This window comes from Streptomyces roseifaciens (assembly GCF_001445655.1).
Classification (GTDB): Bacteria; Actinomycetota; Actinomycetes; order Streptomycetales; family Streptomycetaceae; genus Streptomyces; species Streptomyces aureoversilis.
On sequence record NZ_LNBE01000004.1, the window covers coordinates 823895 to 841245 of the forward strand.

A 17351-nucleotide genomic window follows, 5' to 3' on the forward strand; every position below is an offset into this window, starting at 1 on the left:
CGCGCAGCGGCGGGTCAGACCAGGACGCTCACCAGGAGCTCCGCCACGATCGTCGCGCCGTCCAGCGTCAGGACCGACTCCGGGTGGAACTGGACGCCGGCGAAGCCGGGCCCGCGGACGGCGTGCACGTCGCCCGTCGCCGCGTCCCGGCTCAGCTCCACCCGGTGGAGCGCCAGCTCCCCCTCGGCCTCCGCCTCGCACCGCGCGGTGAACGTGTTGTAGAACCCGACCGTCTCGGGCCGCCCGAAGAAGTCGATCCGCTCCTGCGCCCCCTGGTACGGCACGTCCTTGCGGACGATCTCCAGCCCCACTTCCGCCGCGATCAGCTCGTGCCCCAGGCACACGCCCAGGAGGCCGTGCCGGTGGCTCCGCAGGAGCTCCGCCGCGAGGGCGCGGAGCAGCCGCATCTTCGGGTCGGCCGCGTCGGAGGGGTTGCCGGGGCCGGGGCCCAGGACGACGGGGCCCTCGTGGGCGAGGGCGGCGGCGCGCAGGCCGGGCTCGTCGTAGCGCCGTACGGTCACCTCCAGGCCGGATGTGCGCAGCAGGTGGGCCAGCATGGCCGTGAACGTGTCCTCGCCGTCGATCACCAGGGCGTGCCCGGTCAGCCGGGCGGTGGCGGCGGGAGCGGTGGCGGCGCCGTCCACGGACTGCATGCGCAGCCAGAAGGGGGCGAGGTCCGCGCGGCGGGCGTCGAGCGCGGCCCGTACCTGCGGATCGTCGGCGAGCCGCAGGGCCGGCGCCGCGGACCGGTCCGGCCGCGGGGTGCGCACGCCGAGGGCGGCGAGGACGCCCGCCGCCTTGGCGTGGGTCTCGGCGACCTCGGCGTACGGGTCGGAGCGGCGCACGAGCGTGGCGCCGACCCCGACGCGCAGCCGCCCGCGGCGGTCGATGTCGGCGGTGCGGATGAGGATGGGCGAGTCCAGGGTGCGGGCGCCGCCGGCGTCGCGGCCGATGAGCGCGAGGGCGCCCGAGTAGTAGCCGCGCCCGCCGGGCTCGTGGCGCTCGATGACGCGGCAGGCGTTCTGCACGGGGGAGCCGGTGACGGTCGCCGCGAACATGGTCTCGCGCAGCACGTCGCGCACGTCCAGGGAGGAGCGGCCGCGCAGTTCGTACTCGGTGTGGGCGAGGTGGGCCATCTCCTTCAGCCGCGGTCCGACGACGACGCCGCCCATGTCGCCGACGGTGCACATCATCTTCAGCTCCTCGTCCACGACCATGGACAGCTCCTCGACCTCCTTGCGGTCGTGGAGGAAGGCCAGCAGGCCGTCCTTGGCGGGGCCGGAGGCGGGGTAGCGGTAGGTGCCGCTGATGGGGTTCATCACGACCGTCCCGCCGGACATGCGCACGTGTACCTCCGGGCTGGCCCCGACGAGCGTGCGGTCGCCGGTGTGCACGACGTACGTCCAGTAGGCGCCGCGCTCGCCGGCCAGCAGGCGGCGGAAGAGGGCGAGGGCGTCGGCGGGGGTGAAGCCGTGGATCTCGCCCTCGAAGGTCCGCCGGATGACGAAGTTGGCGCCTTCGCCGGTGCCGATCTCGTCCTCGATCACGCGCCGGACGATGTCCGCGTAGGCGTCGTCGCTCACGTCGAAGGCGCCGCCCTCGACGCGGACGGCGTGGGCGGGCAGGGCGGCGAGGACGTCGTCGAGGGGCAGCTCGTGGCTCTCCTCGGGGCGCAGGACGGCCAGCGGGGTGCCGTCGTCGCGGACGTCGAAGCCGCGCTCGCGGATCTGCCGGAAGGGCACGAGGGCGAGGGCGTCGTGGACGGGACGGCCGCCGCCGGGCCGGCCGGCGGGCAGCGGGATGTCGGCGAGGCGCTCGACCTCCTCGACGGGGCCGAGGAGCAGCTCGACGGTGCCGGCGGGCGCGCCCGCCCCGTCTCCGGCGTCCCGGGGGAGGCCCGGCGTGCGGCGGTGGAGGAGGGCGAAGGGCGGGCAGACGGGACCGGTGAGCCGGGCGAGCAGGGCGGCGGTGCCGGCGGGCCGGGCGGTGTCGCTGGGCATGGGGAGGGTTCCTTCCGGTGCGGAGAGGAACGGCCCGGGAAATGCGGAAGGCCGCCCCTCGGGCGGCCTTCGCGATGCGTCGGTGGTACGCGCAGTCAGTGGGCCGCCGGATGAGCGGTCCACCACCAGTTCTGGATCTGCAGCGCGAACATGCTGGGCACCCTACCCGAAGCACGCTCCCTACCGGCGGGTATCAGCCGTGGTCAGAGCGTAGGAATGGAAGCTTCCGGGGTGTGGGGCGAGGGCGTGGGGACGCCCGTGTCCCGTGCGGTCGCGAAGCAGTACGGGGATGGCCGGTATCGAGCGGTGGCTCTGGCGTGTCTTGGGCGCGTCTCGCCCTCGTATCGGCAAATGTCTCAAAGTGCGGTCCGGCGGCCGGGCAGCCGCCGCGACCCCGTAGGGTTGGAGCGTGACCGTGAACGCTGAACTCCACGCCGGTGGCAACACCTGGCGCTCCCTTCCCGCGGCGCAGCAGCCCGAATGGCCGGACCAAGAGGCTCTGCGCGATGTGATCGCCGAGCTCGAGTCCTATCCGCCTCTCGTCTTCGCGGGCGAATGCGACCAGCTGCGCCAGCGCCTGGGAGCGGTCGCCCGTGGAGAGGCGTTCCTGCTCCAGGGCGGCGACTGCGCCGAGGCCTTCGATGCCGTCGGTGCCGATCAGATCCGTAACAAGCTCAAGACGCTGCTCCAGATGGGCGCCGTGCTGACCTACGCGGGCCAGGTGCCCGTCGTCAAGGTCGGCCGCATCGCCGGTCAGTACAGCAAGCCGCGCTCGAAGCCGACCGAGACCCGCGACGGCGTGACCCTGCCGACCTACCGCGGCGACTCCGTCAACGGCTTCGCCTTCACGCCCGAGGCCCGCACGCCGGACCCGCAGCGGCTGAAGCGCATGTACCACGCCTCCTCGGCCACGCTGAACCTGGTGCGCGCCTTCACCACCGGTGGCTACGCCGACCTGCGCCAGGTGCACGCCTGGAACCAGGACTTCGTGAAGTCCTCCCCGTCCGGGCAGCGCTACGAGGCCCTGGCCCGCGAGATCGACCGCGCGCTGAACTTCATGAACGCCTGCGGGACGGACCCGGAGGAGTTCAAGACGGTCGAGTTCTACTCCTCGCACGAGGCCCTGATCCTCGACTACGAGTCGGCCCTGACCCGTACGGACTCCCGCACCGGGAACCTGTACGACGTCTCCGGCCACATGGTCTGGATCGGCGAGCGCACCCGTCAGCTGGACGGCGCGCACATCGAGTTCGCCTCGAAGATCCGCAACCCGATCGGTGTGAAGCTGGGCCCCACCACCTCGGCCGAGGACGCGCTCACCCTGATCGAGCGCCTCGACCCGGAGCGCGAGCCGGGCCGGCTCACCTTCATCACCCGGATGGGTGCGGGCAAGATCCGTGACCACCTCCCCGAGCTGGTGGAGAAGGTCACCGCCTCCGGTGCCCAGGTGGCGTGGATCTGCGACCCGATGCACGGCAACACCTTCGAGGCGGCCTCGGGCCACAAGACCCGCCGCTTCGACGATGTGCTGGACGAGGTCAAGGGCTTCTTCGAGGTCCACAAGAGCCTCGGCACGCACCCGGGCGGCATCCACGTCGAGCTCACCGGTGACGACGTCACCGAGTGCGTGGGCGGCGGCGACGAGATCTTCGTCGACGACCTGCACCAGCGCTACGAGACGGCCTGCGACCCCCGCCTCAACCGCAGCCAGTCCCTGGACCTGGCGTTCCTCGTCGCGGAGATGTACCGCGACCAGTAGGAGCCGGTGAAACGAGCGAGCCGTGGGGCGGGGATCTGTGATCCCCGCCCCACGGCGTTGTTTTTCCGCCACCGGGCCGGGTAAGGTTAGGGTTACCTTATTGATCAACCCGGCTGGCGGTGAACCGCGTGTACGTCTGCTCGTGCTTCGGCATCACGGAGCAGCAGGTGCGTGAGCACGCGGACAAGGGGGCGTGCACGCCCCGGCAGATAGCCTCCGCCAGCAAGGCGGGCACCGACTGCGGCAGCTGTGTGCGCCGCATCCAGGCGCTCCTCGGCCGCGGCGCGTGCCCGCGCCGCCAGCTGGCCGACCAGGGGGATTCCGGCGTGCTCAGTGCCGAGATACCCGCGCTGCCGCAGCCCCAGGCGGCCTAGCGGCCCGGGTGGCCCCGGCTAGTCCGATCCGCCGTTCTCCTGCTCGATGAACTGCGCGATGTACAGCGCCTCGCCGAGTTTCTCGATCAGCTCCAGCTGAGTGTCCAGATAGTCGATGTGGTCCTCTTCGTCCGCGAGGATCGCCTCGAAGATGTTGGCCGAGGTGATGTCGCCCTTGGCCCGCATGACCTCCACCCCGCGCCGGAGGCGGTCGATGGCCTCGACCTCCACCTGCCGGTCGGCCTGGAACATCTCCGTGATGGTCTGGCCGATCCGGACGTGGAAGAGCCGCTGGTAGTTGGGCAGCCCCTCCAGGAAGATGATCCGGTCGGTGAGGGTCTCCGCGTGCCGCATCTCGTCGAACGACTCGGCGCGCGTATGCGACGCGATCTTGGTCCACCCGTGGTGCTCCTGCAGCTTCGCGTGCAGGAAGTACTGATTGATGGCGGTCAGCTCGGCAGTCAGCTGTTCATTGAGGAACTCGATGACCTCGGGGTCGCCCTGCATTGCAGAGGCTCCTTCCAAGCAAGGATGAATGGCAGGTTGCGCGCATCCTCGCACCGCCCTTCGAAACCGTCCAGTAAGTGCACACTTAGTGGGAGTTGTCCCAATAGTGGAACCCCTGGTCATCGGTGCCGTGAAAGGTCTGACACCATGGGGGCATGGGGCCCTCGAAAAACACCGAAAGCCGCAAAGGGGAGCTCCCCCAGCTGCCGCCGGGGCAGCGTCTTCAGCGCGGATGGCCGGTGACGCACTACGGCCCCGTGCCGAGGTTCAAGCCGGACCGGTGGGAGTTCCGGGTCTTCGGATCCACCGCCGACGGCGACAAGCACTGCTGGACGCACGAGGAATTCTCCGCCCTGCCGTACACGACGGTGGTGGCCGATCTGCACTGCGTCACGAAATACAGCATGCTCGACGCCGAATGGGGCGGGGTGTCGGCCCGTACGGTGCTCGAACTCGCACCGCCCGCGCCCGAGGTCACGCATGTGATGGTGTGGGCGGAATACGGCTTCAGCTCCAATCTGCGACTGGCCGACTTCGCCTCCGAAAAGACGATTTTCGCCACGCACAAGGACGACGAGCCGCTCACCGCCGAGCACGGTTTCCCCGTCCGTCTCGTCGTGCCGCACCTCTACGCCTGGAAGGGGCCCAAATGGGTGCGCGGCGTGGAGTACATGACGGCCGACCGGCGCGGATTCTGGGAGGAGCGGGGCTACCACAACGTCGGGGACCCCTGGCGCGAGCAGCGCTACTCCTACCAGGAGCAGCCGGGCGAGGGCCCGGAACTCTAGCCCTGCGCCGGCCCGCCTTCGCCTACAGCACGCCGTCGCGCAGTTCCTTCAGCCGGGCCACGTCCGCGGCGTGGCCCGTGGGACCGCCCGGCGTCTCGATCGTCAGCGGCACCCCGGCCGTCGCCGGGTGGCGGAAGAGCTCCGCGAAGGGGCCGGCGCCGATGTGGCCGGAACCGATGTTCTCGTGCCGGTCGAGGTGCGCGCCGACGACCGCCTTCGAATCATTGGCGTGGATCAGCCGCAGCCGTCCCTCGCCCACCACGGAGACCAGCTCGTCCAGCGTGCTCTTCATCCCGCCCGGCCCGGCGAGGTCGTGGCCCGCCGCGAAGACGTGGCAGGTGTCCAGGCACACCCCCAGCTTCGGGTGGTGCTCCAGCGCCTCGAAGTAGGGGCCGAGGTCCTCGACCAGCGAGCACAGGGACGCGCCCTGGCCGGCCGTGGGCTCCAGCAGCAGCCAGGGGTCGTCGTCGTGGGTCAGCTCGTCGAGTACGGGCAGCAGCCGCTCGTGGACCTGCTCCAGCGCCGCCCGGCGCGGCCGGCCGCCCGTCGCGGAGCCGGTGTGCACGACCACGCCCTGCGCGCCGATGGCCCGGCCGCGGCGCAGCGAGTGCCGCATCGACTCCGCGGACAGCTCGACCGTCGCCTCCGTGTGCGAGCCGAAGTTGATCAGGTAGGGGGCGTGCACCCAGACCGGCAGGGACTCCTCCGCGCACGCGGCGCGGAACTCCTCGTCCTGCCGTGGGTTGCCCGCGGGCGTCGCCCAGCCGCGCGGGTTGGCGACGAAGACCTGCAGGGTCTCCGCGCCCATCTCGCGCGCGTAGGCCAGGCCCACCTTGGCCAGCCCGCCCGCCACCGGCACGTGCCCGCCTACGGGGTTGCGCAGCCGCCCCGGGGTCAGCTCCTCCACCGCTACAGACCGCCCTTGAGCTTGACGGTGATCGTGTCGCCCTTGGCGGCCTGCTCGCCGCCCTTGACCGACTGGCTCTCCACCGAGTCCTGCGGGAAGAAGAACGGCTTGTCGACCTTCACCTTGAAGCCCGCCTCGGTCAGCAGCCGCTTGGCCTCGGCCTCGTTCCTGCCCGTGACGTCCGGGACCGGCACCATCTCCTTGCCCTTGGAGACGGTGAGGGTGACCGTGTCGCCCTTGGCGGCCTTGTCGCCCGTACCGGGGGACTGCTCGGCCACGGAGCCCTTGGCGCGGTCGGAGAAGACCTGGGCGTCCGACACCTTCGCCTCGAAGCCCTTGTCGCGCAGGGCGGCGGTCGCGGCGTCCAGGGACATGCCCCGCACGTCCGGCACGTCCAGCGGCGCACCCTTGCTGACGGTCAGCGCGACCGGCGCCTCCGGCCGGCGCTGCTCGCCCGGCTTCGGGTCGGTGGCCAGCACCGAGCCCTGCGGGGTCTCGCTGCTGAACTGCTTGCCGACCTCGCCGACGGTCAGGCCCGCGCCCTCGATCTTCTTCTTCGCCTCGTCGAAGGACATGCCGACGACGTTGGGCACCTCGGCCCGCGCGGGCCCGCGCGAGAGGGTGATCGTCACCTTGCCGGTGTTGCGGATGCGCTTGCCGGGCGCCGGGTCGGCGGCGATGACGTGGCCGCGCTCGACGGTGTCGCTGAAGTCCTCCTTCGTGCGCACCCCGAGCCCGGCGTCGTCCAGGGTCTTCTCCGCCTTGTCCCGGGTCATGTCCAGGACGGCGGGGACGGTCGTGAACTGGCCCGAGTTGATGTACCAGACACCCGCGCCGATCAGCACCGCCAGCAGCGCGGCGACCACCGCGAGGACCCCGCGCCGCGGCGCCTGCCGGAACCGGCCGCGCGGGCCCGCGGGGGGCGCCGGCGGGACCGGGGGAGCGGGCGGGTGCTCCAGCCGCGTCGTGCGGTTCAGCCGGTCGCCGTCCTCCGCGGGCAGCGGGCGCGCGGCCGGCCGGGGCAGCACGCTCGTACGGTCCTCCGGGCCTGTCGTGCGGCCCGTGAGCGCGTCGGTGAGCGCCTGCGGGGGCACCGCGTCCAGCTGCTCGTCGCTCAGCTCCGCGCGCGCCGCGCGGGCCAGGCCGAGCAGCGCGACGGCGTCCGCCGGGCGCAGCTGCGGGTCGCGGGCCGTGGCGCCGGCGACGAGGCCGTCCAGCCCGGCGGCCAGGCCCGGCACGGCCGCCGACGGCGGCGGGACGTCCGCGTGGAGGTGCTGGTAGAGGACCTGGGCCGGGGTGCTCCCCGTGTGCGGCTTGGCACCGGTCAGCATTTCGTAGAGGACGACGCCGCACGCGTAGACGTCCACGCGCGGATCGGCGGTGCCGTGCTCCAGCTGCTCGGGGGCCAGGTACGACACGGTGCCGAGGACGGATCCGGTGGACGCGGTGGTGTCGGTGTCCACGGCCCGGACGAGCCCGAAGTCGGCGACCTTCACCCGGCCGTCGTCGCCGATCAGCACGTTCTCGGGCTTCATGTCGCGGTGCACCAGGCCCGCGAGGTGGGCCGCGCCCAGCGCGGCCAGCACCGGCTCCAGGATGTCGAGGGCGGCGCGGGGCTGGAGGGCCCCGCGCTCGCGCAGCACGTCGCGCAGGGTGCACCCGGGCACGTACTCCATCGCCAGGTAGACGTACGGGCCGTCGGTGCCCTGGTCGTGGACGCCCACCACATTGGGGTGGTCCAGGCGCGCGACCGACTTGGCCTCGCGGATGAAGCGCTCCACGAAGGCGGTGTCGGCGGCGAGGCCGGGGTGCATCACCTTGACCGCGAGCACCCGGTCGAGCCGGGTGTCGAGGGCGCGGTAGACCGTGGCCATGCCGCCCACGGCGATGCGGGCCTCGACCCGGTAGCGGTCGTCGAGCGTGTGCCCGACCAACGGGTCCCCTAGCGTCGTATCCACGCGACGAGTCTAAAAGGGGCGGGGACGAAGCCCTGACCCGGCAAAATCCGGCCCGTCCGGCGATTGGGGACAAAAGGGGTCAGGGGTGGAGCCCCTGCTACTGAGCGAACTCCGGACGTTCCGGATCGAGACGCGCCAGGCCCTCCGCAGGAGAGGACGCCTCGGCGAAGTGCCGCCGCGGTATCCGTCCCGCCCGGTACGCCAGCCGCCCCGCCTCCACGGCGTGCCGCATCGCCTCCGCCATCAGCACCGGCTCCTGCGCGCGGGTCACCGCGGAGGCGAGCATCACCGCGGCGCAGCCCAGCTCCATGGCGAGCGCCGCGTCGGAGGCCGTGCCGGCGCCCGCGTCGAGGATCACGGGGACCCCGGCCCGCTCGGTGATCAGCTGGAAGTTGTGCGGGTTGCGGATGCCGAGCCCGGAGCCGATGGGCGAGCCCAGCGGCATGATCGCCGCGCAGCCGGCGTCCTCCAGCTTGCGGGCGAGGACCGGGTCGTCGTTGGTGTACGGCAGCACCGTGAAGCCGTCGTCCACGAGGATCTCCGCGGCGTCGAGCAGCTCGACCGGGTCGGGCAGCAGCGTGCGCTCGTCGGCGATCACTTCGAGCTTGACCCAGTCCGTGCCGAGCGCCTCCCGGGCCAGCCGGGCGGTCAGGACGGCCTCGCCGGCGGTGTAGCAGCCGGCCGTGTTCGGCAGCACCCGGATGGAGTGCCGCTCCAGCACGGACAGCACGGAGCCCCGGACGCTCGCGTCCAGGCGGCGCATCGCGACGGTGGTCAGCTCGGTGCCGGAGGCGAGCAGCGCGCGCTCCATGACGTCGAGGCTGGGCGCCCCGCCGGTGCCCATGATCAGCCGGGAGCCGAAGGTGGTGTCGGCGATGGTGAGCAGATCGTCCGCCATCAGTGCTGATCAGCCCCCCTGCACTGCGGTGAGGACCTCGACGCGGTCGCCCGCGCCGAGCCGTGTGGCGGGCCACTGGCCGCGCGGCACGACGGCCTCGTTGACGGCGGCGGCCACACCGCCGGGCGCGGTGGTCATGCTCGCCACGAGAGCGCCGAGGGTCAGGCCGTGGGGCACCTCGCGGTGCTCGCCGTTGACGCTGATGCCCATGTGGGCCTCGGGGTTGTCGGTGGGGTCGCTGGGGTTCATACGGGCAGCTCCTGCAGCGCGTTCGAGAAGCGTCGGGGGGTGAAGGGGCGGGCCTCCTGGGGGAGGCGCCCGGTGGTCAGCACCTCGGCCATGACGTCGCCGGTCAGCGGGGTGAGGAGGACGCCGTTGCGGTGGTGGCCGGTGGCCGCGTGCAGCCCGGGCAGGGCGGTCGGGCCGAGCAGGGGGGCGTTGTCGGGGGAGCCGGGGCGCAGCCCGGCGGAGGTCTCCACCAGGGGCAGCTCGGTGATGCCGGGCACCAGCTCGTGGGCGTCGCGCAGCAGCTCGTAGACGCCGCCGGCGGTGACCGTGGTGTCCCAGCCGAGCTCCTCGGTGGTCGCGCCGAGGACGAGCTCGCCGTTCTCGCGCGGCACCAGGTACACCGGGCCGCCGCGGACGACGGCCCGCACGGTGCGGGAGAGGAAGGGCGCGTACGCGTCCGGGACGCGCAGCCGCAGCACCTGGCCCTTGACGGGGCGCACGGGCGGCAGGACGTCGGCGGGGACGCCGGCGAGCGTCCCGCTGCGGCTGCCCGCGGCGAGCACCACCTGCTCCGCGGCGACGCGGCGGCCGTCCGCGAGCTCGGCGCCCGTGGCGCGGTCCCCGGAGAGCAGCAGCCGGGCGGCCCCGGCGCGGTGGAAGGCGACCCCGGCCCGCTCGCAGGCCGTGAGCAGCGCCCGCGCGAGCCTGCGGGGATCGGTCTGGTGGTCCCCGTCCACCCGCAGCCCCCCGCGTACGCCGGGCGCGAGCATCGGCTCCAGGCGGCGGCACTCGCGGCCCGTGAGCCACTGCGAGTCCAGGCCGGAGCGCTGCTGCAGGGCGTGCAGTTCGCGCAGGTGCTCGCGGTCGTCGGCGTCGAGGGCGACGGCCAGCGTGCCGCACGCCCGGTAGCCGGTGGCGACGCCGCTGGCCTCCTCCAGCTCCGCCGTGAAGTCCGGATAGCGGCGCGCGGAGGCCAGGTTGAGGGCGAGCAGCGCCTCCTCGCCGTAGTGCAGCTCGGTCACCGCCGCCAGCATCCCGGCGGCGACGCGCGCCGCGCCGCCGCCCGGCGCGGGGTCGGCGACGGCGGTGCGCAGCCCGCGCTGCGCGGCGCGCCAGGCGGTGACGAGCCCGATGAGCCCGCCGCCCACGACGAGGACGTCGCAGGCGGGAACGGTCGGCGCGGTCGGTGCGCCCGGTGTGGTCGTCGACGCGGCCATGAGGTGTCCAGCCCCTCCCTTCGCCGGCATGACCCGGATCAGGTTCGTACGGTCGGAGGCCGTCCAGCCTCCCTCTCAGCCCGGTCGTCCGGGCTCCCGCGAGTGCTTGCACCGGCCACCCTAGTACGCGCCGCGAACCCACCGGAAGGCCGGACCGAGGCGCCCCGCGGCGCGGGAGAAGACCCGCCGGGCGGGCCCTGGCCCCGGTCGCGCACGGCCGTCGTCCTACAGTGATCGGGTGAGCGAGCACCGGGAAGAACCACTTGCCGCCAGTGAGCGGCGCGTCGTCATCGTGGGTGCCGGAATGGCCGGCGTGCAGACCGCGGTCGCCCTGCGCGAGCTCGGCTGGGCCGGCACCGTCACCGTGCTGGGCGCCGAGCCGCACGCCCCGTACGACAGACCCCCGCTCTCCAAGGCCGTCCTGCTGGGCAAGGCCGACGGCTCCGCCTTCGAGGTGGACTTCGACCTGCTCGGAATAGACCTCCAGCTCGGGCGGGAGGCCACCGGCCTGCGCCCGGCCGAGCACCTGGTGGACACCCCCTCCGGGCCGGTCCCCTACGACGTCCTGGTCATCGCCACCGGCGCCGAGCCCGTCCGGCTGCCCGGCAGCGAGGGCCTGCCCAACGTCCACCTGCTGCGCACCCTCGACGACGCCGTGCGGCTGCGCCCGGTCCTGGCCGCGCAGCACGACGTCGTGGCCGTCGGCGCGGGCTGGATCGGCGCCGAGGTCGCGACGGCCGCCCGGGAGGCGGGCTGCGAGGTGACCGTCGTCGAGGCCGCGGACCGCGTCCTCGCCGGCGCCGTGCCCGCCGAGGTCGCCGCCCGGATGGCCCCCTGGTACGCCGAGAGCGGCGCCCGGCTGATGCTCGGCGCGCGGGTGACCACCGTGGAGCCCGACGCGGTCGTGCTGGCCGACGGCACCCGGCTGACGGCCGGCGCCGTGGTCGTCGGCGTCGGGGCGCGGGCCGCGACCGGCTGGCTGGAGGGCTCCGGGATCGCGCTCGGCGAGGACCGCGCCGTCCTGGCCGACGAGCGGCTGCGCACCTCGCTGCCCGGCGTCTACGCGGTCGGCGACTGCGCGTCGTTCCCCTCCGCCCGCTACGGCGAGCGGCTGCTCGTGCACCACTGGGACAACGCCATGCAGGGGCCGCGGACCGTCGCGGCGAACATCGTGCTGGGCCCGGCCGAGGGGCCGTCCTACGACCCGGTGCCGTACTTCTGGTCCGAGCAGTTCGGGCGGTTCGTGCAGTACGTCGGCCACCACGCCGCCGCCGACGAGCTGCTGTGGCGCGGCGACCCCGCGAGCGCCGCCTGGAGCGTGTGCTGGCTGCGCGCCGGCGTCCTGGTCGCCCTGCTGGCCGTCGGCCGTCCCAGGGACCTGGCCCAGGGCCGCAAGCTCATCGAGAAGGGCGCCTCCCTGGACCGCGCCAAGGCCGCCGACGCGTCGGTTCCGCTGAAGGCCGCGACGCTGTGACGCGCCCGGGTCGGGTCAACCCGGCTACCGGCTGTCAGCGGCAGATGGCAGGCTTGTCCCGTGACCGAGATTGACGCAAAGATCGACGCGCTTGTTCCCGCCTGGCTCAACCTCCCCGACATCGCCGAGAAGCTCGGCGTGGAGGTGACGCGCGTGCGGCAGCTGGTGAAGGAGGGCCAGCTGATCGCCGTGCGCCGCGGTGAGAACCGGGTGCTCATGGTGCCCGCCGCCTTCATCGGCGAGGGCAAGGTCGTCAAGGGCCTGGCCGGGACCCTGACGCTGCTGCGGGACGACGGCTTCAGCGACGAGGAAATGCTGGAGTGGCTGTTCACCGCCGACGAGACCCTGCCGGGCACCCCGGCGGACGCCCTGCGGGAGAACCGCGGCACGGAGGTGAAGCGGCGCGCCCAGGCGCTCGCCGTCTGAGCCGCCGGGCAGCCCGAGGGCACGGCCCGATCCAGGGCCCGATCCGTTTCAGGGCGCGGTGACCGCGCCCGTCAGAACCGTCCGGTGTGCGGGCGGGGCACGCCCCCGCCCGCACACCGCCGACCCGGGGGGAACCACCCGATGTCCGCCACCGCCCGCGATGTCCTCGCCGACGCCCGGCTGTACCTGTGCACCGACGCCCGCAAGCGCCAGGGCGACCTGCCGGAATTCCTCGACGCGGTCCTCGCCTCCGGTGTCGACGTCGTCCAGCTGCGCGACAAGGGCATGGAGGCGGGCGAGGAGCTGGAGCACCTCGCGGTCCTCGCCGACGCCGCCCGGCGTCACGGCAAGCTCTTCGCGGTCAACGACCGCGCCGACGTCGCCCACGCCGTCCGCTCCGACGTGCTGCACCTCGGCCAGGGCGACCTGCCGGTGCCCGCGGCCCGCGCGATCCTGGGCGAGGACGTCCTGATCGGCCGGTCGACGCACGCCGAGGCCGAGGTGGACGCCGCGGCCGCCGAGCCCGGCGTGGACTACTTCTGCACCGGCCCCTGCTGGCCGACCCCCACCAAGCCGGGCCGGCACGCCCCCGGCCTGCCCCTGGTCCGCCACGCGGCGGCCCTGGGCACCGAGCGCCCCTGGTTCGCGATCGGCGGCATCGACCTGGGCAACCTGGAGCAGGTGCTCGACGCGGGCGCCCGCCGGGTCGTCGTGGTCCGCGCGATCACCGAGGCGGACGACCCCGGAGCGGCCGCCGCAGAGCTGGCCAAGCGGGTCCGCGAGCGCCTCTGAGGCCGCGCCCGGTCCCTTGCGGCGGCCCGGGAACGTCAACGGAGCATCAACGGAACATGAAGATGCGTCCGCATGCCGGACGGGATACCGGCCTATCGGGCAAATCGCAGAAGTGGGTTGGGGGCCGCGGGGAGCGCTGGTTAACTTGCCGGTATGGCCCTTGGTACCGCCTCCACCAGGACAGACCACGCGCGCACGGTGCGTGAGCTGCTCGCCTCAGGCGAGCGGTCGTATTCCTTCGAGTTCGCCGCCCCGAGGTCCGAGAAGGGGGAACGCACCCTCTGGGACGCCATCCGCCGGATCGAGGCCGTCGGCCCGACCTTCGTGTCCGTCACCTACGGCGCGGGAGGCTCCTCCCGCGAGGGCACCGTGCGGGTGACCGAGCGCATGGCGACCGACACGACGCTCACGCCCGTCGCCCACCTGACAGCCGTCAACCACTCCAAGGCCGAGCTGCGCAACATCATCGGCCAGTACGCCGACGTCGGCATCCGCAACATGCTCGCCCTGCGCGGCGATCCGCCCGGCGACCCCATGGGCGAGTGGGTGCGCCACCCCGCGGGCCTGCACTACGCCGCCGACCTCGTGAGCCTCATCAAGGAGTCCGGCGACTTCTGCGTCGGCGTCGCCGCCTTCCCGGAGATGCACCCGCGCTCCACCGACTGGGACACCGACGTCCGGTACTTCGTGGACAAGTGCCGCGCGGGCGCGGACTTCGCCATCACCCAGATGTTCTTCTACCCGGAGGACTACCTCCGGCTGCGCGACCGGGTGGCCGCCGCCGGCTGCGACACCCCGATCATCCCCGAGATCATGCCCGTCACCAACGTCCGCCAGATCGAGCGGTTCGCGCAGCTCAGCAATGCCGCGTTCCCCCCGGCGCTGGCCGAGCGGATCCTCGCGGTCAAGGACGACCGGGCCGCTGTACGCTCGATCGGGATCGAGTACGCCACGGAGCTGTGCGCTCGGTTGATGGCCGAGGAGATTCCCGGGCTGCACTTCATTACCCTGAACCACTCCACGGCGACGCTGGAAATCTACGAGAATCTGGGACTGCACCAGCGGTCCTGACGGCCGGCCCCTCGAAGGCGGCGGCCATGAGAGGGGCGTAAATGGGCTGGACGGTCCTCTACATCGCGTTCGGCGTCGTCGCGCTCTGGCTGCTCGGCGAAGTGCTGCTGCAGTACAAGGCGCGGCTGCGCTGGCGCCTCCTCGCCTTCGCCGGGTTCCTCGGCGTCGTCGCGGGCGTCGTCATCCCGTCCGTCGCGGTCATCGCGGCGGGCGCGGTGGCCTTCGCCGTCGGCCAGACGTACGTGACGCTCTCCTTCCGCCGGGGCTTCTCCCGCGGCTGGGCGCTCCGCCGGGACAAGGCCGGCAACACCGACAACGCTGACAACACAGGCGAGTTCGGCAAGTCCGGTAAGGAGGAGAAGTCCGGTACGGGTGGTAGGTCCGGAAGGGGCGTCAAGTCCGGTAGGCGCGCCGGGAAGCCGGCCGCCGAGGACGACGCCCCGAAGGAGCCGCGCGCCGGCCGCCGCCGCAGGACGGAGCGGGCGGAGGCCCCGCCGCTCGACGAGACCGCGGCCATGCCCGCCGTTCCCCCGCTCGCGGAGCCCGCGAGCGACCCCGGCCCGCCCGTCGCCGGCCACCAGCCGCATGCCGTCCCCGCCCCCGGCACCGCGGGCGACGCGGCCTACGGCGGCTACGGCGACGGCGGATACGGCGCCGCCTCCGCTCCCCCCGCCCCGGACCACGGCCCCGTCCCGTACGACGACCCCTACGGCGCCCAGGTCCCGTCGGCACCCGGCGTGCCCGCCGAACCCGGTCAATTCGACTACGGGCAGGGACAGTACGCCGCGTACTCCGACCCCTACATCGGCAGCCGGCAGCAGGCCTACGAGCCGTACGACTCCTACGGGCAGTACCAGCAGCCCGCCCCGCAGCCGTACGGCATGGGCGGCCACCCCGCCGAGGCCTACGCCCCCGCCCCGCAGTACGACACGGACACCCCGCCCGGCGGCGTCTGGGTGCCGCAGCAGCGCGACGGCGACTACCCGCCCGTCCCGCAGGGCTACGCCCAGCAGCCCTACCCCGGCTACCCCCAGCAACTCCCCGCGCAGGGCCAGGGACAGGGGCCGGGCTACGGCGAGCAGTACACCGAGCACCACAACGAGCAGCCCCGCTACTGACCGTGGGGCCCCGCCGCCGAGGCGGCGGGGCCCCACGCGGGGAACCCCTGCCTACTGGGAGCCGCGCCAGTCCGCGCCGGAGACGATCAGGCCCGCGGCCATCGTCCCGGACATCCCCGCGTGCGCCAGCCCGCCGCCGGGGTGGGCGAATCCGCCCGCCAGATACAGGCCCGGCAGCGCCGTCGCATTGGCGGGCCGGAGGAACGCGCCCCCGCCGCCGGCCAGCACCGGCGCCGGAACGCCCCCGCCCTCGGCGCCCGTCGCGCGCTCGGTGTCGGCGGGCGTGCGCACCTCGTGCCACAGCAGGCGCTCCCGCAGGCCCGGCAGCACCCCTTCCGCGGCGTCGAGCACGCGCTCGGCAAAGGCCGCCGCAGTCGCCTCGTCGCTCCAGTCCACCCGGCCGTGCGGGGCGACCGTGGCGGTCAGCGTGACGGCCTCGTGGCCGTCGTCCGGGCGGACGTCCGGATCGTCCGGGCGCAGCACGGTCACCGTCGGCCGGTAGTGCAGCGCGGCGGGGCCGCGCGCATCCTCGCCGAAGATCCCCGCCAACTCCGCGCCGCGGTCCAGCGAGTGGACCACCGTGCGGTGGGCGGTCGCAGCGGGCCGCGCCCCGCGGAGCGCGAGGAAGAGCGTGAACCGCCCGGGCGGCACCGGCGGGCCGGGCCGCACGGCGGGCCCGCAGGCCGCCGGGGCCAGACGCCGCAGCAGCCCGGGCGAGACGCCGGCGACCACCATGTCGGCCTCGGCCGTGCGCCCGTCCGCCAGCTCCACTCCAGCCGCGCGGCCGTCCTTCTCGACGACCGCCGTGACCTCCGCGCCCAGGACGAACTCCACCCGGCGCGCCAGGCACCGCTCGTGGACGGCATCGGCCAGGCCGCGCATCCCGCCGCGCACGTACCAGCTGCCGAAGGTCTGCTCCATGTACGGCAGGACCGTCGCGCTCGCGGGGGCGCGGCGCGGATCGAGCCCGTACGCCAGGGCGTGGCTCTCCAACAGGGCCGTGAGCCGGGGGTCCTTCAGCTCGCGCTCGGCGACGGCCGCGAGCACGGGCGGCGTGCTCCGCCGGAACAGGCCGCGCTTGCGCAGCCCCGGATAGGGGTCGTGGCCCAAGGCCTCCAGATACTCGGGGTCGTCGAGCAGGGGCTCCTCCAGCAGGGGGCGGCGCGTGGCGTCCCACACCACGCGCGCCCGGTTCACGAGCTCGCTCCAGCGCTCGCCGGCGCCCGCGCCCACTGCCTCGTCGAGGGCTTGGACCACCCCGGCCCGGGAGGCGTTGGGCAGGGCGACGGAGGTGCCGTCGGCGAAGACGTGCGCGCTCGCCGGATCCACCTGGACCAGGGCGACGCTCTGCTCCAGCGACTCCTTGCCCGTCTTGACGAACAGGTCGCGGTACACGGCCGGCAGGTGCAGCAGCCCCGGCCCCGTGTCGAAGGCGAAGCCGTCCCGCGTCATGCGCCCGACGCCTCCGCCGTGCGTCGCCGCCTTCTCGTACACCGTCACCCGGTGGCCCGCGACGGCCAGCCGGGCGGCGGCAGCCATCGCGCCCATCCCGGCGCCGATCACCGCAATCCGTGCCATGGGGCGACTTTATCCGGCGGCACCGACAGCGCCGGGCGGCACCGGCCCCGGGCCCGGACGCAGGGCTCCGGACGGGGCACGCCTGGGGCTGAACGCCCAGGCGTGAGTACCCGTACTCAGAGGAGGAGATGAGTAGGCGCACGGATGGGCCGGGGGCCCGCCGGGCGGAAGAGTGGTGCCCACGGAAGGGGCGCGGCGCCGGTACCGCCGGCACGGGGCTGCGGAACGGCGCGGCACCCCCGACGTGACCGGGGGG

At 73.7% G+C, this 17351-nt stretch carries 17 protein-coding genes and 1 riboswitch; of the genes, 8 read left to right on the forward strand and 9 right to left on the reverse strand.

The genetic code is table 11. The features are described from left to right. Nucleotides 1-14: 14 nt before the first annotated feature. Both AS857_RS20820 and AS857_RS42420 read right to left on the reverse strand, forming a co-directional pair. Nucleotides 15-2000 (reverse strand): anthranilate synthase family protein, encoded by a 1986-nt coding sequence (locus tag AS857_RS20820; RefSeq protein WP_058044800.1) that lies wholly within the window; start codon nucleotides 1998-2000, stop codon nucleotides 15-17. A 95-nt stretch (nucleotides 2001-2095) separates the two neighbouring features. Then, nucleotides 2096-2152 (reverse strand): trp operon leader peptide, encoded by a 57-nt coding sequence (locus AS857_RS42420; RefSeq protein ID WP_079110815.1) that lies wholly within the window; start codon nucleotides 2150-2152, stop codon nucleotides 2096-2098. Between the two features lie 257 nt (nucleotides 2153-2409). Here AS857_RS42420 and AS857_RS20825 point away from each other — a divergent pair, with 257 nt between their 5' ends. Both AS857_RS20825 and AS857_RS20830 read left to right on the forward strand, forming a co-directional pair. Next, nucleotides 2410-3759: a class II 3-deoxy-7-phosphoheptulonate synthase gene (locus tag AS857_RS20825; protein ID WP_058044801.1), complete on the forward strand. Its 1350-nt coding sequence runs from the start codon at nucleotides 2410-2412 to the stop codon at nucleotides 3757-3759. A gap of 119 nt (nucleotides 3760-3878) precedes the next feature. Next, complete coding sequence (locus AS857_RS20830) at nucleotides 3879-4133, forward strand: (2Fe-2S)-binding protein (RefSeq protein WP_058044802.1); 255 nt, start codon at nucleotides 3879-3881, stop codon at nucleotides 4131-4133. A gap of 18 nt (nucleotides 4134-4151) precedes the next feature. Here AS857_RS20830 and bfr read toward each other — a convergent pair whose 3' ends face one another. After that, nucleotides 4152-4640, reverse strand: coding sequence for a bacterioferritin (gene bfr / locus AS857_RS20835; protein WP_058044803.1), 489 nt, complete (start codon nucleotides 4638-4640; stop codon nucleotides 4152-4154). 155 nt (nucleotides 4641-4795) lie between these two features. Between bfr and AS857_RS20840 the strand changes: the two genes are divergently transcribed. Further along, nucleotides 4796-5428 (forward strand): sulfite oxidase-like oxidoreductase, encoded by a 633-nt coding sequence (locus tag AS857_RS20840; RefSeq protein ID WP_058044804.1) that lies wholly within the window; start codon nucleotides 4796-4798, stop codon nucleotides 5426-5428. Between the two features lie 22 nt (nucleotides 5429-5450). On the opposite strand, the gene AS857_RS20845 is transcribed toward AS857_RS20840, so the two are convergent. From AS857_RS20845 to thiO, 5 genes are all read right to left on the reverse strand, one after another. Continuing rightward, on the reverse strand, nucleotides 5451-6335 hold the full coding sequence (locus AS857_RS20845; RefSeq protein ID WP_058044805.1) for a deoxyribonuclease IV: 885 nt from the start codon (nucleotides 6333-6335) through the stop codon (nucleotides 5451-5453). Between the two features lie 2 nt (nucleotides 6336-6337). Beyond that, on the reverse strand, nucleotides 6338-8293 hold the full coding sequence (gene pknB / locus AS857_RS20850) for a Stk1 family PASTA domain-containing Ser/Thr kinase (RefSeq protein WP_079110536.1): 1956 nt from the start codon (nucleotides 8291-8293) through the stop codon (nucleotides 6338-6340). 97 nt (nucleotides 8294-8390) lie between these two features. Next, nucleotides 8391-9191: a thiazole synthase gene (locus AS857_RS20855; RefSeq protein ID WP_058044806.1), complete on the reverse strand. Its 801-nt coding sequence runs from the start codon at nucleotides 9189-9191 to the stop codon at nucleotides 8391-8393. 9 nt (nucleotides 9192-9200) lie between these two features. Beyond that, the gene (gene thiS / locus AS857_RS20860) at nucleotides 9201-9401 is read right to left on the reverse strand and encodes a sulfur carrier protein ThiS (protein ID WP_058046951.1); all 201 of its coding nucleotides are present in this window, start codon (nucleotides 9399-9401) and stop codon (nucleotides 9201-9203) included. A gap of 35 nt (nucleotides 9402-9436) precedes the next feature. Beyond that, nucleotides 9437-10636, reverse strand: a complete 1200-nt coding sequence (gene thiO, locus AS857_RS20865) for a glycine oxidase ThiO (RefSeq protein WP_058044807.1) — start codon at nucleotides 10634-10636, stop codon at nucleotides 9437-9439. Then, nucleotides 10635-10746, reverse strand: a riboswitch (TPP riboswitch). Its footprint overlaps the gene before it by 2 nt. Before the next feature lie 128 nt (nucleotides 10747-10874). Between thiO and AS857_RS20870 the strand changes: the two genes are divergently transcribed. The 5 genes from AS857_RS20870 to AS857_RS20890 all read left to right on the forward strand — a co-directional run bounded on the left by AS857_RS20870 (nucleotide 10875) and on the right by AS857_RS20890 (nucleotide 15517). Beyond that, a complete protein-coding gene (locus AS857_RS20870; protein WP_058044808.1) occupies nucleotides 10875-12110 on the forward strand; it encodes an NAD(P)/FAD-dependent oxidoreductase in 1236 nt (411 codons plus the stop codon). A 60-nt stretch (nucleotides 12111-12170) separates the two neighbouring features. Further along, nucleotides 12171-12536: an Rv2175c family DNA-binding protein gene (locus AS857_RS20875; RefSeq protein ID WP_058044809.1), complete on the forward strand. Its 366-nt coding sequence runs from the start codon at nucleotides 12171-12173 to the stop codon at nucleotides 12534-12536. Nucleotides 12537-12677: 141 nt separating this feature from the next. Next, a complete protein-coding gene (gene thiE / locus AS857_RS20880; RefSeq protein ID WP_058044810.1) occupies nucleotides 12678-13328 on the forward strand; it encodes a thiamine phosphate synthase in 651 nt (216 codons plus the stop codon). A 153-nt stretch (nucleotides 13329-13481) separates the two neighbouring features. Beyond that, nucleotides 13482-14399 (forward strand): methylenetetrahydrofolate reductase [NAD(P)H], encoded by a 918-nt coding sequence (metF, locus tag AS857_RS20885; RefSeq protein WP_058044811.1) that lies wholly within the window; start codon nucleotides 13482-13484, stop codon nucleotides 14397-14399. 41 nt (nucleotides 14400-14440) lie between these two features. Next, on the forward strand, nucleotides 14441-15517 hold the full coding sequence (locus tag AS857_RS20890) for a hypothetical protein (RefSeq protein ID WP_058044812.1): 1077 nt from the start codon (nucleotides 14441-14443) through the stop codon (nucleotides 15515-15517). A 51-nt stretch (nucleotides 15518-15568) separates the two neighbouring features. Here AS857_RS20890 and AS857_RS20895 read toward each other — a convergent pair whose 3' ends face one another. Then, nucleotides 15569-17095, reverse strand: coding sequence for a phytoene desaturase family protein (locus tag AS857_RS20895; protein WP_058044813.1), 1527 nt, complete (start codon nucleotides 17093-17095; stop codon nucleotides 15569-15571). Nucleotides 17096-17351 lie beyond the last annotated feature (256 nt).